General features: G+C 38.5%; 14 protein-coding genes and 1 pseudogene. 6 read left to right on the top strand and 9 right to left on the bottom strand.

Going from position 1 to position 15899, the window contains the following annotated elements; all coding sequences use genetic code 11:
* Positions 1–253: 253 nt before the first annotated feature.
* A complete protein-coding gene (locus tag OLW01_RS14595; protein ID WP_268076667.1) occupies positions 254–1702 on the top strand; it encodes a tetratricopeptide repeat protein in 1449 nt (482 codons plus the stop codon).
* A 404-nt stretch (positions 1703–2106) separates the two neighbouring features.
* Here OLW01_RS14595 and OLW01_RS14590 read toward each other — a convergent pair whose 3' ends face one another.
* Positions 2107–3585 carry a BNR-4 repeat-containing protein gene (locus tag OLW01_RS14590; protein ID WP_268076666.1) on the bottom strand — a complete coding sequence of 493 codons (1479 nt, stop codon included), beginning with the start codon at positions 3583–3585 and terminating at the stop codon, positions 2107–2109.
* Positions 3586–3815: 230 nt separating this feature from the next.
* Between OLW01_RS14590 and OLW01_RS14585 the strand changes: the two are divergent.
* Positions 3816–4250: pseudogene (locus tag OLW01_RS14585) on the top strand (IS3 family transposase); the annotation flags it as partial.
* 46 nt (positions 4251–4296) lie between these two features.
* On the opposite strand, the gene OLW01_RS14580 reads toward OLW01_RS14585, so the two are convergent.
* The gene (locus OLW01_RS14580; protein WP_268076665.1) at positions 4297–4596 is read right to left on the bottom strand and encodes a type II toxin-antitoxin system RelE/ParE family toxin; all 300 of its coding nucleotides are present in this window, start codon (positions 4594–4596) and stop codon (positions 4297–4299) included.
* Positions 4584–4841: a type II toxin-antitoxin system Phd/YefM family antitoxin gene (locus tag OLW01_RS14575; protein WP_268076664.1), complete on the bottom strand. Its 258-nt coding sequence runs from the start codon at positions 4839–4841 to the stop codon at positions 4584–4586. Before OLW01_RS14575 ends, OLW01_RS14580 begins: the two co-directional genes overlap by 13 nt.
* Positions 4842–5022: 181 nt before the next feature.
* On the opposite strand from OLW01_RS14575, the gene OLW01_RS14570 reads away from it, so the two are divergent.
* On the top strand, positions 5023–5820 hold the full coding sequence (locus tag OLW01_RS14570) for an IS30 family transposase (protein WP_268076744.1): 798 nt from the start codon (positions 5023–5025) through the stop codon (positions 5818–5820).
* A gap of 1091 nt (positions 5821–6911) precedes the next feature.
* On the opposite strand, the gene brnA is transcribed toward OLW01_RS14570, so the two are convergent.
* The 4 genes from brnA to OLW01_RS14550 all read right to left on the bottom strand — a co-directional run bounded on the left by brnA (position 6912) and on the right by OLW01_RS14550 (position 8703).
* Positions 6912–7157 (bottom strand): type II toxin-antitoxin system BrnA family antitoxin, encoded by a 246-nt coding sequence (brnA, locus tag OLW01_RS14565; RefSeq protein WP_268076663.1) that lies wholly within the window; start codon positions 7155–7157, stop codon positions 6912–6914.
* The gene (locus OLW01_RS14560; protein ID WP_268076662.1) at positions 7144–7410 is read right to left on the bottom strand and encodes a BrnT family toxin; all 267 of its coding nucleotides are present in this window, start codon (positions 7408–7410) and stop codon (positions 7144–7146) included. The genes brnA and OLW01_RS14560 overlap by 14 nt, the downstream gene beginning before the upstream one ends.
* A gap of 177 nt (positions 7411–7587) precedes the next feature.
* Positions 7588–8100 (bottom strand): group II intron maturase-specific domain-containing protein, encoded by a 513-nt coding sequence (locus tag OLW01_RS14555; RefSeq protein ID WP_268076661.1) that lies wholly within the window; start codon positions 8098–8100, stop codon positions 7588–7590.
* A gap of 219 nt (positions 8101–8319) precedes the next feature.
* Entirely contained in the window at positions 8320–8703 is a 384-nt protein-coding gene (locus tag OLW01_RS14550; protein WP_268076660.1) for a hypothetical protein, read from the bottom strand.
* 152 nt (positions 8704–8855) lie between these two features.
* Between OLW01_RS14550 and OLW01_RS14545 the strand changes: the two genes are divergently transcribed.
* On the top strand, positions 8856–10004 hold the full coding sequence (locus tag OLW01_RS14545; protein ID WP_268076659.1) for a transposase: 1149 nt from the start codon (positions 8856–8858) through the stop codon (positions 10002–10004).
* A gap of 239 nt (positions 10005–10243) precedes the next feature.
* Here the strand turns inward: OLW01_RS14545 and OLW01_RS14540 are convergent, their stop codons facing one another.
* Complete coding sequence (locus tag OLW01_RS14540; protein WP_268076658.1) at positions 10244–12937, bottom strand: PQQ-dependent sugar dehydrogenase; 2694 nt, start codon at positions 12935–12937, stop codon at positions 10244–10246.
* 141 nt (positions 12938–13078) lie between these two features.
* Positions 13079–14095, bottom strand: a complete 1017-nt coding sequence (locus OLW01_RS14535) for an AraC family transcriptional regulator (protein ID WP_268076657.1) — start codon at positions 14093–14095, stop codon at positions 13079–13081.
* A gap of 110 nt (positions 14096–14205) precedes the next feature.
* Between OLW01_RS14535 and OLW01_RS14530 the strand changes: the two genes are divergently transcribed.
* Both OLW01_RS14530 and OLW01_RS14525 read left to right on the top strand, forming a co-directional pair.
* A complete protein-coding gene (locus tag OLW01_RS14530) occupies positions 14206–14988 on the top strand; it encodes a ThuA domain-containing protein (RefSeq protein WP_268076656.1) in 783 nt (260 codons plus the stop codon).
* Entirely contained in the window at positions 14978–15898 is a 921-nt protein-coding gene (locus tag OLW01_RS14525; protein WP_268076655.1) for a DUF6807 family protein, read from the top strand. Before OLW01_RS14530 ends, OLW01_RS14525 begins: the two co-directional genes overlap by 11 nt.
* The last annotated feature ends 1 nt before the right edge of the window (position 15899 follow it).

The following is a 15899-nucleotide window of genomic DNA, read 5'->3' as shown; positions in this document are numbered from 1 at the left end:
TGGTAGATAAACACAAATGTTTTGTTTATTTTTATTCAATTTAAATTTAACATTTAAAACCATTATATTTCATAATAAACCTATGTAAATCACTTTAAACTAAATAAATTGATTATTTTTGATTTTATGTGATTATAAATTGCTATTTTACAGTTTTAAAATTTAATATTTAACAAATAAAAAACGCAGCCGGCAATTCTTTAATAGTGGTCGGTTTAGCAACAACAAACGAACACCAATAACGAGCTAAATTATGAAAGCCAAATTATCAACACTCAGTCTAACCTTAGGATTAGTCTGTTTAATCCCACTTAAGCTGTTATCAGCTGATTTGTTAAAAGCGAACGATGATTTTAAAACAAAACAATACGCCTCTGCCAAGCAAGAATATTTAGCAGGGGCAAAGCTAGGCAGTGCCCATGCTTACTACCAATTAGGCACTATGTATTTAAAAGGATTAGGCGGCGAAACGGATGTTATTAATGCACTTATTTATTTTTCTTTGGCGGCAGATCAAAATTATCACAATGCTAAATCCATCTTAAATAAGATGCTGGCTCAATTGTCTGAGCAAAAACGACAAGAAATAGAGGCGTTATTAGCGAACAATAAAAATCGACAAGTCGATATCCAACAAAAATATTTCCCGATTATTCAAACTGACAAGTTAAACCAAAAAATCACATTTGACGGCGAAACCGAGCTTGAAAACCGATTTTATGCAGAAGATATTGAAGATGATTTAAATATAGATTTAGTCAGCTCATTTGAAGATGAAGATTCAGCTGACAGCGAAGTCCCATTATTAACCGTTAAAACGCCTTTTTTAATTGTGGAGCACGACGTTGCTAGAGATGGTTCAGTTCGATACCTTAACCAAGTGCAAAAGTTTGGCTCTGCGCAGCGATACATAGACGCCTACCGATTATTTCCACTTGCTAAACCTGAATTTAACGGCAAAGCAGTTGAGTTTGTGCATCGTAGTTTTATGGGCACCGCTGTATATGATCAATTTAAAATTATTGATGAACAACCCAGTTTATACAAAGAAATCAGGCGCATCACCCGAAAAGCAGAGAGTAGTGATGCGTTGGCCGACCAATATCAATACGCAATGGCGCTACTCAATTTTCCGTGGCTAGAGAAAACGCCAAACCAAGCTGAAAATTTATTGGCGGAGCTGGCTAAAAAAGGACATCCAGGGGCCATGCATGAATATGGCATGAAACTCTATCGAGCGCAAAAACAAATAGATAAAGCCATTTATTGGATATCAGAGGCCAGCAAATTTGGGCTAGCACGCTCAGAATATAGATTAGCCAAAATCTTACAAACCAGTCCTTGGGTTGTCCAAGATGAACAAAAAGCTTTATTTTGGTACGAATCAGCGCTGGCTAAAGGTCATGCGGGTGCAAACATACGCGCAGCCGAAATAAAACTCACCAGCTCAAATGAAGCGTTGAAAGATATTAACGGTGCAATCATCTACTTAAACTCAGTTAAAACCAGCCAACATAACAACCCTGAATACGATTATTTACTTGCACTATCCTATAAAGACCGCGAACAAAGAGATTTTAAATTAGTGGTTAAGCACTTAGAACGTGCCATTAATATGGGCAACAGCGCTAATTGGGATGTCAGCGAATGGGAAAATTTATTATCTCGTTTAACAACTGGGCGAGTGCGAATTATTGAGTAGGTTATGCTGAATAGTGTCTGTTAAGTGACTAATGTTGAATTGAGATACAAACATAAATTTAAATAGACTCTAACATCGAACACTAAAAAATTATCTTTAAATGAGCAGTTTTTTCAGTGTTCTCTTTTCTTATAAATAATAAATGCTAACAAGTCTTAACTTAACGTTTCAGATCTCGTTTGAACAAATACAAACGCCGAAAAATGAAGATGAGTGTCAGTTGGATCTCCCATAGTGGACAATCATTGCCAATGACTGAATAAGATAATTTACTGTCAGTTCGAAAGTAAATTATCATTTATCAGGCTTGATTTAATATTAGCTCAAGCCCTAATATTAATTTAAAAAGCAATGATTAAAAGCCGCGGTTACAGCGGCTTTTTTACTATTTAAAAGTTCTACCCTTATTTTTTACGAACAATTGGACCATTATCCCCTACTAAATACATGCGTCTGTAATTTGTTGCATCATGTTTTTCGGCAATAATAATGCGAGCGTCTGGATGAGCGTTACGTATAAATGAACTGGCTGCAGAGCCAGGGCTATCTAAATTACTTAATGATTTAGGTCGGTTGTCATCTTTCGCTGGGGCGTCTGCCCAATCCTCTTTAAATGTAAGTAGTTTTTTACCTTTAGTAAAAGACATTCCCCCGTCTTGACTGTTCCACCAGCGTACTATGGTTTTTTCAGTTGCCGGATCGATACCGCTCAACAAAAATCTAACGTTGGAAACTGATTTGTTTGAATTGCTCGTACTAACAAAATCGCCTCGCCCAATGGGTAAACCGCTTGAAAAGCTGCCAACCCATTGAGTGCCATCCCACCTAAAGTAACGGGCATGTTTTGGGCCACCTATCTGCCAGCCAATATCTTCTCCTATGTAAGCAGATATCTGTGGGTTGCCATGCTCATCCACTTTAGTTGTGCCATTAAAAGTCCACATTTCATCGGTATCAACCGCCAGCGTTTTAGCGTCTGCCTCTGCTTTATTCAGCGGAATCGACAGCGCTTCACCTTTAACATTTTTCCAATCGCTAGTTTGTGTGTTAAAAGTCATAAAGTATAAATTTTTACGTTCAGTTGAATGACCACCGCGGTTATTTCTGGGTGCATCTCTATCCCAGCAATAGTGGTAATCAAACCCCACTACTATCTCGTTATTCAAGCCTTTAGATACATACGCATACCAACTGTCAGAGCCTAAGTCATCATCGCGTCTTTTATATTTTAAAAAAGCAACCGAGGATTCAAAGGTACGCCCATTATCTGTAGATTTTTGATAAACCCAGTCACTGCGATGCGCACCATGACGATAAAACAGATAAATATCACCGTTATCCATTTTAATAGCCTGATTGTAAGTGCCAAAGGGTGCCACATTATCTAAATCTTGCCAGCTACTAATATCGTAAGGTTTTTTAGAGACGGCATGTTTGTTTTCACCCGAATGGTCACCTGCACCAAATTTATTGTCGCCATGAAGGGCTTTTACCCCACCATGCCCACCGTAAAATATATGAATATAACCGGCATCATCAATTAACAAAGTAGGTTTACCATGGCTATCAATTTTTTTAGCTGGGTCTTTACCTAAAATACTGGAGCCGGCTTTAAAAGGGCCAAGCCACTGTTTTTTGTTATGATCGTAAGCTGCTACATAGGGATCTTCTTTTGTCCCCTGATAAGCAACATAAGTCACTCCATTACGATATTCACCTGCAGGATGCTGCACAACGGCTACGCCTTCACCAAAACCATTATCGGCAAAATAGTCTAGCGTTTGCTTTGATGAGTTTTTTACAGTTTCCGAAACACCGTTACTACAGCCCACTAAAAAACATGACAAGAAAACCGAAATTAGCAATGGCTTTGTTTTAAGCATATATTCGACCTTTATATTTTTTGATTATAAATTTAATTTAAAATGAACTACCTTGACTAGTTTAGACTTAATTTAATTTAATTTAAAACATAAATGTTCATTTTTGAAACAATAATTTAAAATCAAAAGTCTAATTTTTTAGAGCAGTCTACTAGAAGACGTTTAAAAAAGACGTTCAAAAACTATTTACAGCGTCTCCGTCATATTAGGGTTTCTATAACTCAAGCGGTTACTTGGCTTCTGTACTTGATTTAGCCACTAAGGAAATTGTTGGTTATGCATTATCGACTAGCCCTGATGCCCAGTTAACAAAAGCTGCATTAAATGATGCAGTTCAACGCCAACAACCCGATACATCTAAATTGATATTTCACTCGGTTCAAGGAGTGCAATATTCTGCCGGCGCGTTCAGAAAAAGGCTCAAAACGTTAAAGATAACCCAAAGTATGAGCAGACGCGGAAATTGTTTGGACAATGCTGTAATGGAAAGGTTTTTTAGAAGTTTAAAAACTGAACAATTAAATAATATTAGTTTTATTAACCATGAATCTGTTGTGTGTGAAGTTGAAAAATACATTGCGTTTTATAATTACAAAAGAAGGCATTCAGCCCTTGGTTATATGACGCCACACCAAAAGTATATTGAAATGAAAAATGCCGCTTAGAATTTCTACAATAAAAGTTAACCATTACATTATTTATTAGCCGTATTTAATTCTGTAGAAGAAATCTTCTAAGATCACGTTCTTGTCGCATGACATGTAATATATAAACTTGATTATTTTCTAATTTATAAAAGACCCGACATGGGTTAACAACAACTTCTCTATAGCTAAAACCTTTTAGTTCACTAGGAACCTTCCCTGATTCTGGGTGATTCTCTAGCCTCGATATTTTATTAAATACTTTTTGAGTTAAATTTTTAGCCGCAGTTAAATTACTTAAAGCTATATATTCTGCAATTTCATTTAGATCATTTAAAGCAGGCTCAGTCCATATTATTTCAGCCATTTACTCATTTTCTCTTTTGCTTCTTGATTCGAAAATGTATTTCCATTTTTAATCGCTTGCTCGCCCCTTGCAACACCTTCAAGGATTTCCATTCGTTGTTGCATGAATTCATAATCCTCTACATCAACTAAATATGCAGATGGTTGTCCGTGCTCAGTAATTAAAACGGGTTCTTTTGATGAATGAAGATCAGCTAAGATTTTAGTGGCTTGCCTTTTTAGAGTCGTGACTAGTTCTACTTTCATAATTCACTCTACTTAGATGGTAAAATGTATCACTATAGTATCACACGTGACAGATGATACAACTACACGGCTAACTGTTTTTTGTCCTTATTAATGAGCTTGTTGAAAAATGCATAATGCATAAGATAGGCACACCTAAAAACCATTTAAACCCGACAAAAAATGAAGATGAGAAGGCAGCATAAAATTTAACTTTAGGCGACAATCATCTTTTAAAGCACGTAAGTTAACGAGAGAAGTCACTTGTTGGATTGATAAATTATTGAATGATGATTTTTCACCAGAGCAAATAGCCGGACGCTTAGCTTTCGAGAAAAAAGTCGTTTTATATCACGAAACGATTTATCAATATATTTATAGAGACAAAGCTAATGGTGGAGAGCGATACAAGCGATTAACGCGTGCCTGTAAGAAGTATAAAAAGCGCTATGGTAGCTATGATAAACGTGGTCAGTTAGTCAATCGGGTGAGTATTGGTGAACGCTCTCAGGTTGTTGACTTAAAATCTAGGGTTGGTAATTGGGAAGGGGATACCGTTATCGGTAAAGGACGTAAAAATGCCTTTGTTACTATGGTTGAACGTAAAACGTTATATACAGTGGTTCAGCGAATTGAAAGTAAGCATGCTGAAATAACCGCAGATGCCTTGCTTGAGTGCATGGAGCCATATAAAAATAGGGTAATAACTATAACGTTAGACAATGGTAAAGAGTTTGCTCAACATGAGCGAATTGCACAGGAATTAGAGGCGGATGTGTATTTTGCCCACCCTTATTCATCGTGGGAACAAGGCATAAATGAAAATACCAATGGTTTGCTTAGACGATACTTCCCTAAAGGAACAGACTTTATGGCGCTAAGTGAAAAAGAAATACAAGCGGCAGTTGATAAGCTCAACCACCGCCCAAGAAAAACACGAGGCTATAAAACACCTCACGAATTATTTACAGGGCAGCCAGAAATACTAGTGGCTGCATAATGATTGCACTTAATACTTGAATTCAAGTAAACTAACCATTAAAAATATAAATTAAATAAAGCCGTACATAAAACCAAACTTGCTTTGGCTAATTAATTATTTTTAAATTAATTGTAGTAAACCTAACGTTTAAAATTGTTAACATTTCATCTCGGAAAAGACACTACATCGAAACACATCAATCGAATACCTACACATCATTAAATAAAAATCTTTATTCAATGATGAACTAACATTGCTATAATCCGACTAAAAATATAGAAGTATACACACACTATACTTCTATACTCTGTATCCAAAAAAAATATAATTAAACATTATTGGTTGGTGGCATGTTAACCGTCGGCTAAAGCACACCTAAACATTCATTGTATTTTCGCTAAGCTCACTTCTTTTCAATAACAGGTGTAAGTCATGCAAACCAATCGAGCACAACAATGGCTGAGTTTAATTCGCCAACAACCTACGTCTGGTCTAAATATTCAAGATTTTTTGCCAGCAAAATAACTTAGCGACCGCCACATTTTATAAATACCGCAAGCTATTAACAGCCCAATTTAGCTTTAGTAAAGTGACGATTCAAGCTGACAAATGACACATCAGAATATGGAAGAGTGTAATGATTATTTTTCATTACACTTAAATCGCCGTTAATGACATTAATAGGGAGCCCATATAAGGCCCTAGAAGCTACTGTACTGGTCTCGTCAATCAGAATTCTTGCTTTTCGCAGCGATTTCAACACTTCAGGGACACGGCATCCCCTATCCCCTATGGGCCTATATTATTCTCTGTCTACGCTCATTTGCATCCTGCAATCGCTGCATTAGTACGTCCTGTACGTCTACGCTTCGCATTGCTTGTTCGATTATGTGTAGCCGCACAACGGGAAAATCTTCAATAATCCATAATCTCCGCACAACACGCAAGACTCGATACTGGTGGCTGGCTAGGCCTTACCAGACAAGGACTTTCACCCTGTAAGATGCGCCAAGCTTCGCTTGTCGCACTAACGCCTCAATATGAGGCGTGTAAAGCTGGCTAAAATTAAGAACGAAGTGACGCGAGCCAAGCCCTTCATAATTGCATTGTTAGCCGTGTTTAAATCCGTGACTTTGCAAATGCTCTAAACGCTCAGCAAGCCAAACTTTAATTATTGACTGTCTAGTGACACCCACTCTATTAGCCTCACGATCTAGTGAATCAAGCATCCATGTAGGAAAATCTACATTAACCCGCTTAGTTTCCTGTGTCGTGCGCTTGGCCTTTGAAAGATCAAGGCTAGATACAATATCGTCACCATCATCAAATTTTTTTTCAAATTCAGAAGCTTTCATAAAATTCAACCTCATTTTTTCTAGAACGTCTAACTGAAATTATCCGAATATTTGGAGTTCGGTGAGTAATTACAGCAGACCAAAACTTGCCTTTGCGGTATGCAATTATCAATGAACGAGGTTCATCTGATGTATTTGCAGGGATCTCAACTAAATCTGGATCATTCCACAACTCTTGAGCTTCATCAAAATCGATACCATGTTTCACGAGATTGATTTCACTTTTATTAGGGTCATATTCAAAAGTATACATGATATAAAAATTATACCTTTTTTGAATTATATGCAAGCCGTTTGATTAATACGGCGTCATGGTAGAACGACCCATTACTGAACCGCCCCCATACAGATCCCGACGTGCCTAATGTTGAAAATAGCACCGCATCCGGCTCTTCATTAATATCATTGCCCGTGTAAAACACAAAGCCCCCTAATACCAATCTACTGCAATCAGCCGTTTGCTGACCCGGAGTGGTTTTATCTGAAAATATCCTAGCATATCTTTAAACCCATGCCAGTTAAAACTGAGCCTTTGACTGCGCTTATTTAACCATTTATATAAGGTGTGCAGTGCAAAGTTATATATTCTGCTGATACTTTTACTATTGTCTGGTAGCCCAAAATAATTTTGAATGCCCACCAGTTTTCGCTTGAGTGTCGGCATGGTTATATTGAGTCGTTTTGAGCGGTGTTTCTTTATCCACTGGTAAAGCTCGCTCAGTATGCGCTTATGCTTTTTCCGACTCGTGACTCGTTTTAGTCTTAGTTCGCCTTGATGGTCTTTGCCCCAATAACATTCAAACCCTAAGAAGTTGATTCTTCTATCTGGGTGTCCGCTTGGATGAAAGCGGCTGAATCTTATAAAGTGCGTTTTATCTTTTGCCAGTTCTAGATTAAATTTCCTTAATCTATTACCAAGTATTCGATAACATAACAAATGCATAAGACAGGCACACCTAAAAACCCGGCCGAAAACGGTCTAGCTTCACTCGCCCAGAAAAAAGTCAGCCATGACGACAAACCTATTTATTTCCTTATATAAGCAGAACTCGACATCGGGCTTGTGACGTGCAAGGATGCACTAATGCCGTGACTGCAGGATGCAGAGAAACGGTCCAACAATAGGATTAAGTTGCGGCTGCGCGCAACATATCCTTATTTATTATGTTTTGCTTTCTCGTATTTTTTTATAATACCGTAATAACACCAATGGGATAGCAATAAGCGCGAAAAGCTGTAAAGCGAGGCCATCAGATAGACTAAGATTATTCTTTATTTGCTCCCAAAACTCAGCAGCTACATATATTGCAGAAAAAACACCAACCATGCCAAGAACATGTATAAATTTGATTTCACTAAGGAAGAACTTTTTATTATCTGATTTGTTATTGAAGAAAATCCAATCTGCAAATGTTATTACCATAAATAACAAATAGATAAACTTTGCTGTTGGGTTTAACACCATAGTAATTAAGCAACTAACAGTAATGATTAACCAAATAGTTAATTTTAAAAGAGTGATAACCCTTTCATTTAAAGTTTGCATGATCCCTCAAAAAAAATAACGAGACTTTAGAAAAACGCCAATCTCAGCTTTAATAAATAAAATCAGTTTAATCTGTAAATTGTTGAAAAGAAATATTGAGTTACCAGATCCCATGTGATCTAATAACTATTATTCACTAACACCTTATAATCATGGCCAACTACAAGCCAAACGACTCACACCAAAACCAATTTATCGCGGTTGATTTCTCAGCTCAAATTATTCCAGGTACATTCGAATATGCCTTAAGCCATATTGTCGATAATCACCTCGATTTATCTTCGTTTGATGCCCGCTATAATAATGACAATGGTGGGGCGACAGCTTATTCACCAGCCATCATGCTCAAAATTATCTTATTTGCATATTCTCGCGGTTATATTTCAAGCCGCAAGATTGCTCAAGCTTGTCAAACCAATATCACCTTTATAGCATTGTCTGGTGATGCACAGCCTCACTTTACTTCCATTGCCAGTTTTGTCACTAACATGAGTGAACATATTGAGCCTTTATTCACGAAAGTCCTACTGATTTGCCAACAACAAAACCTCATTGGCCATCAAATGTTTGCCATCGACGGGTGTAAAATATCATCCAACGCCAGCAAAGAATGGAGCGGCACACACCAAGAGCTCAAACAAAAAGCTGAAAGACTGAAGCTAGCCAGTAAACGTATTATCGCCGCACACAAAGCACAAGATGAATGTCCAGACACTGAAATTGCAAAAGACTTAAAGCAGAAAGAAAAGTTAGATAATACAGCCAAAAAGATAGCGCAATTTTTAGCTGACAAATCCGAGCGAATAGGTAATCGCAATACCCCTGTAAAAAGTCATAAATTGTTCACCTACGATGAGTTCAAATTTGACGCAGAAAATCTGACTTGTATTTGTCCTGCAGGTAATACGATGTGGTTAACGGCCAAACCAAAAGCAGATGCAACGCATACGCGCTTTCAGGCTTATCTAAAAGATTGTCGCGATTGCCCGATGCGCGCGCAATGTATGCAAAAAGAACCTAAAAATCATGTCCGACAAGTCTCAATACCCATAGCAAAACAACGCACGGCGGCACAAATACTCAGCGATAAAATGAAAGCTAAAATAGATAGCCCACAAGGTCGGCGTGAATATAGTAAACGGCTGGGTTGTATAGAACCTGTGTTTGCGAATATAACTAAAAATAAGGGGATGGATTACTTCACTTTACGCGGAAAAACCAAAGTGAACGCCCAGTGGCAAATGTATTGTTTAGTTCACAACATCGAAAAATTAAGAAATACGTCAGAAATGATTCAATAAGGCATAAAAAGGCACTAATTGAGCTTAAAACGAGCAATCAATTCAGTCACACCCATTAGACCTAAGGCACAAAATTCATCCCATAAATCATAAGTTGAAATTAGAGAAAGAAAAACGACCAAGACAATGAGTTTGTCATGTGTGAAATAGGATAAAAAAGAGTAATTCTACAGTCTCAACGCCTAAAGCAGCGGCGCCGCTTGCGGCTTCGCGCAACCTATCCTTATTTATTACACTGTTTATTGTTTCAATTTATGCAAAGTGTAGTAAGCGCTGTTATTACTTGCCTCTGTGCCTGATTTGGCTTTGATATTATGCAATTTAATTTCGTATATTAGGCCAGGTTTCATTGCCGCAAGTTTAAACTCTACACTTTTCTCAGACTGAGTGAGTTGAGTGACTGCATGTTGGGTAATACCGTAACGTGGTGAGCCATAAATTTCGGTATCTTTATATCGCCACGAGGTTACCTCAATATCTTTTGCTGATACCGTTTTTTGTTGTAGTAAATCGGTAAAGCTAACAGAAAAGCCGTTTTCAATTAGATTAACCGTGTGAATTTCAAAGGGGGTTGTTTTACCATCCCAAACGATCCGCTGTAGCGCTTCATAATTTCCACCAGAGGAGTGCCAGCCACGACCTGTTTGACCAACCCATAATGAGTTATCTGGTGCAAACACCAAGCGCATGGCACCTGATCTGAGGTTGTTAATAAATGGCATGACAGCGCCCTGCCATTGTCCTTCTACCTGTTCTAATGTCACCCGAGATATGTTGGATTTAGTTTGGTCGCCCACTAAAATTTGCCCTGCAAAAGGACCAAATTTTCCGGCTGTGGTGTCATAGGTTGGGTTGCCCGGAGAGTTGGCCACAATATTATGGGGGAAATAGATATTGGCTAACTTGGCTTGTTGATTAACTTCTTGCCAATCGATGTTTTTCTGCCTATAACGTTCATCATCTTTTAAACTGGCGGGATAACCAAAATAATCATTCTTTTCAACAATATGTAGCTTTGATGTACCCACATAAGATCCCTGGTTATCTGTGTAAAGCAACATATTGTTAGGTCCCTTACCTAAACCTGCAGGACTTCGTAAGCCACTGGCCCAAGGCTGAAATGTGCCGTCTTTAGTGATTCTAACTAACCACCCATCATAGCCGCCGAAGGTCCCCATGGCTGTTCCTCCAGTTTTGTCTCCTCCGTGGGCTAAATTCAGATTTAGAAAATAGTTACCTTGGCCATCAGGTACAGGCCCATGCACATACTCACAATAATTACCTGCAAAACGCCAGTCATCATTAATTGTACGGTATTCGTCAGCCACTCCATCTTTATTTGTGTCGATTACACGGGTTAGCTCAGGTTTATGGGCCACCACGAGTTGATTGCCATGTTTGTCTTCAACGTGTAACCCTAATAGGTCTTGAAAACCCTCAGCAAAAAAGTGCCATTTATTATTTTTTATTTTCCAAATTCCAGCGGTTCTACTGCCTACAACCGCGGTGCCATCTTGGGCAAAATCTAATCCCAGTGGCTCAAAGAGTTGTGCTCTGCCAAACCGATCTTTAGGCGCCATGATAGATTCAGCCTTATAACCAGCTGGCAAGGTTGCTTTAAGATCACGCTCTTTAACCACATCCTGAACGCCATGGGAAAACTCATGAATAGTAGACTCAACAACTACTGGCTTAGGAAGTTTGTTGGGCAATAAACTGATAGTCACGTTACTGGTCTGTTGTCTAGGAATAGTCCAAATGCCTTGCTCTATTTTACCGTGAGAAAGCTCAACTACTCTATTATCATTTGTGTTTATTAAAAATGAGACATCTTGGGTATTGTCTTGCCTACTGTCTCGCTTACTGCCGTCGATACGCAAAACATAGGTTACTAATCCATTATCATTAATATCTATTGTTTGTTGATAAACGCGGCCTTCAACTTGATAACGCATGGCCGGCAACTGTTTATTTGAATGGTCTATACCTAAAAATTTGCCTTTGGCTTGGGCTACGTCGTCTAAATACGGCCTAGCGTAATCACTTTTTTCGCGGGATTTTCGGTATTTTTCAAGATCTTGCCAAGGATTAACAAATGTTGGCCAATTTTTGAAGCTTAAATCCACCGGCTGCAAAGCACTCGTTAAAGGCACAAGCAGTGTCTCAACCTGCCAATCAACCGCCCCTTCAGCGAGTTTATTAAGCCCTACCCCGCGATCCATACGTTCTTTTGTGACATCTAAAAATACATTTGACCATATTTTTTTCACAGAGAAATTTTGCGTGTCAAAACTATAGTTAATCTGATTAGGTAAACCCACATGGATAGTACGAGTGGAGACGTCGGCTAAATGGCCGCGAGCAAAAGTAGCATCTTTCCCTACCCAAAGCTGGTTATCATAAGGGCTTTGTTTTTTACTAGATTGCATATTCTGAGATTTCCAAACCTGCTTAGGGCCGCTTTTATCTGCAGAATTTAAGGTCTTCAAATAGGCTAACAGCGCCACCCTTTCTGTGCCATGCAAATTAATTTTGGGCATGATAGGTAAATAAGCGCTGCCTGTTTCGGGGCCAGTAGTTTGTAAGGCTAAATCCTCTGTAGGTGAATTGAGCGACTTATTGAAATAGATATTGTCCGCTTCAACTTTTACTATACCGCCGTCTTTAAGTTTCACTCTATGTAATTTGGCGGGTACCTGAAACAAACCATAAAGGTTGGGTCCTGATTTAAATGAAGGGTCATTTTCCTTAGTTGAATGGCATTCAGCACAGCCCTTATCGATAAAGGCTTGCTTTCCTTGAGCGACTAAGTCGATTTTACCCTCTGCTTTATCCACATTGTCTATGGCAAATGCCTTAGTCGAGGTGTGTAACACTGTAAAACCAAGGGTTAGTAAAACTACTTTTGTTAATAGGGGAATATTTACTTTCATATAAGACTCAATAGATAAACTCAGGCTGTGTTAAGAGTATGTAATGAATTAACAAAAAGCGTTCAAATTTTACCAGTGATTAAAGTGGTATTTTTTAAACCTTTAAATGCTGTGACTGTAAGTGGTGGTTATATGTGATGATTAAGTACCAATCGACTTTTTAAAGTTAGCTGGCGTGTCACCCACTAACTTTTTAAACACAGTGGCGAAATATTGGCTACTACTAAAGCCAACTTTAAACGCTACGGTTGTAACTGAACCGACAGATTCGGTGAGTAAATTCTTGGCTAATTCAATTCTGCAGTATGTTAGATAATCTATGGGTGACATACCTTTTAATTGATAGCAATACTCGCTAAATTGGCTGCGTTTTAACCCGCACTCATCAGCCATTTGTGATAAATCCCATGCTTGCTCACAGACTTCGGGTAGGGCTTGCAAAAAACGCTCTACTGTATAGGTTTTTGACGATAAATGATTGTTAAGGCGGCTTGGTTGGCTTTTTAATAAGTCAAGCAACGCCAGCAATAACTCGTTAATACTTAACGTAATTAAAGAATAATAACTTTGCGGCTGCTCAGTTTGTTTGATAAGCAACGCGTGAAGGTTTTTAAATATTGATTGTACTTTTTGGTTTGCCATCCAAACATGTTGCTCTGTATGTTGCAAATAATTGGTTAAACACGCTAGCTCATTAACATCCAACACCACCCAGGATGGCCATTGCCATTGGTCATCTGGCTTTTGCACGTTTAAGTCAATTATCAACCAAAACAATTTTGAGTAACCAAGTTGAGGTGCACCTAAACTATGCTTTTGCCAAGGCCTTGTCACACTAACAGACCCCTTGCTCAATAAATAATTTTTTTCATCGACGGTAAAATTCAAGCTTCCTTTTGCCAAGTAGGTGATCTCAACCCCTTCGTTTCGGTGCGGGGTAAGATGCCAATCTTGCATTTTGCGGCAATCCCAAACACCAAACGACAATAACCCGGGCATTGCATGATCCGCTAAACGCTGACCCGGATAAGCACGACGCGAAATAGCATTCATAGTTAGCTTTTTTGCTCTCGCTGCGCTCGCTAACTGGTTACAGTTATCTGCGTGTAGCACTCCGCTTTGGCTAAAATATCGAGCCACTTTATCAATGTCTTTCATGTTTAATATTTACCAGTAAATTAATATCAGTATATTTTAAACGAACATTAGTATATTTTTAACTTAAAATATTAGATATCTGTAACTATTTTACAACAAGGCTTTAAAAAATGATTGCTCGTATGCCTCTAATGCGCACGATAGTTTCCGTTTTAATTGTATTTTTTACTTTGATGGGCATAGCCCATGCTGAAGAGACCAATGATATCGCTAAATTATTGACGGGCAAAAATCTGCTTTTGTTTAGTAAAACAACTAAAGTCAGGCACGCATCCATCAAAGAGGCCATAGAGTCGTTTGAGGCATTAGGCAAACAATATCAATTTAGTGTACAAAAAACCGAAAATTCAGCTGAGTTTACGGCTGAAAAACTAGCAAATTATGATGCTATAGTATTTATAAACACGACAGGCAATCTATTTAACAAGGCTCAACGCCAAGCGTTTAAAGCGTATATACAAGCCGGCGGTGGTTTTATGGGGGTACATGCTAGCGCTTGGTGTGAACTTGATTGGCCATGGTTTGTAAAACTTGTTGGTGGCACTTTTATAAGCCACCCCAAAATTCAAGCCGCACGCCTCAATAAAATCAAAACGTCAGAACACTTTATCAACCGTTTACCTGCTTCATTTATTTTGACCGATGAGTGGTACAACTTTATTAATCTTAACCCAAATCGCATCGACATTTTAACCGTTGATGAATCTAGTTATGAGGGTAAAAAAATTCATGGCGAACATCACCCCATCGCTTGGTTTCATCATTATGATGGTGGCCGTTCTTTTTATACTGGACTTGGCCATCATGGCGAAACTTATTTTAATAAAAGGATGCAAACCCATTTATTAGATGGTTTACTCTTTGTCACCGGAGCCCTTAACCATGTTAAATAGGCATTTTGTCAGATTATCTATTCTTCTGTCTTTTGCGTTGCTGCACTTAATAAGTCTATCGGCATACGCCACCAGCTGGCAGCAACACCCAGGGAAACTAACGCTGTTGGACGACAATGACGCCGTTATTTGGCAATTTAACTACAAGCGTAAATTCGACAAACCTTTTTTTCATCCTATTTATTTAGCCGATGGCACGTTAATCACCCGTCATCAACCCGATTCTGATGAACACCCTTGGCATAAAGGTTTATGGTTTTCTTTTAAGTTGATTAATGGAACAAATTTTTGGGAAGAAAATAAAAGTACAGGCATGTCAGAGGGTAGCACTCAACTAACAAGTACAAAGCTAACACTAAACACAGACGGCTCAGCCATCATTAAACAATCACTTAGCTACCAAATTAACGGACGCTCTGTGATTATAGAAAATCGTTTGATTCAAGTTTCTGCGCCAAAACAAGAAACCCCAATCAATATTAGCTGGCAGGCGGAGTTTAACGCGTTAGCAGATGTGCATTTATCACGGACTCCGATTATTGGTGAAAAAGATGGACGTGGGTATGGCGGTTACGCAGGTTTATCATGGCGCTTTGCACCTCAGCTTAAAAAACATTGGCAGTTTAGCTATCAGCAGAATACTTTAGCTAAACAGATCCACGGCAAAGATTTTCTCTGGCTCTATTATGGTGGCGATAACGGCGGGGTACAAATATCCAAAAACCAAACCTCAGTTACAAAACAAACTGAAGCTTGGTATATATCCAAAAATATGCCCTTTATGAGTCCTGCATTTTTATTCGCTGGTGATCAGCATTTTAAACAGGGGCAAAGCTGGTTGTTATCTTATAAAATAAAGATATTTAGGCAGCCGAGTACGGCTGCACAACACCTGACCAATGACCAATAAA

The sequence above is a fragment of the Catenovulum adriaticum genome (genome assembly GCF_026725475.1).
GTDB lineage: Bacteria > Pseudomonadota > Gammaproteobacteria > Enterobacterales > Alteromonadaceae > Catenovulum > Catenovulum adriaticum.
The sequence above is the reverse complement of the archived record's forward strand: the minus strand, read 5'-3'. Positions and strand labels throughout refer to the sequence as shown.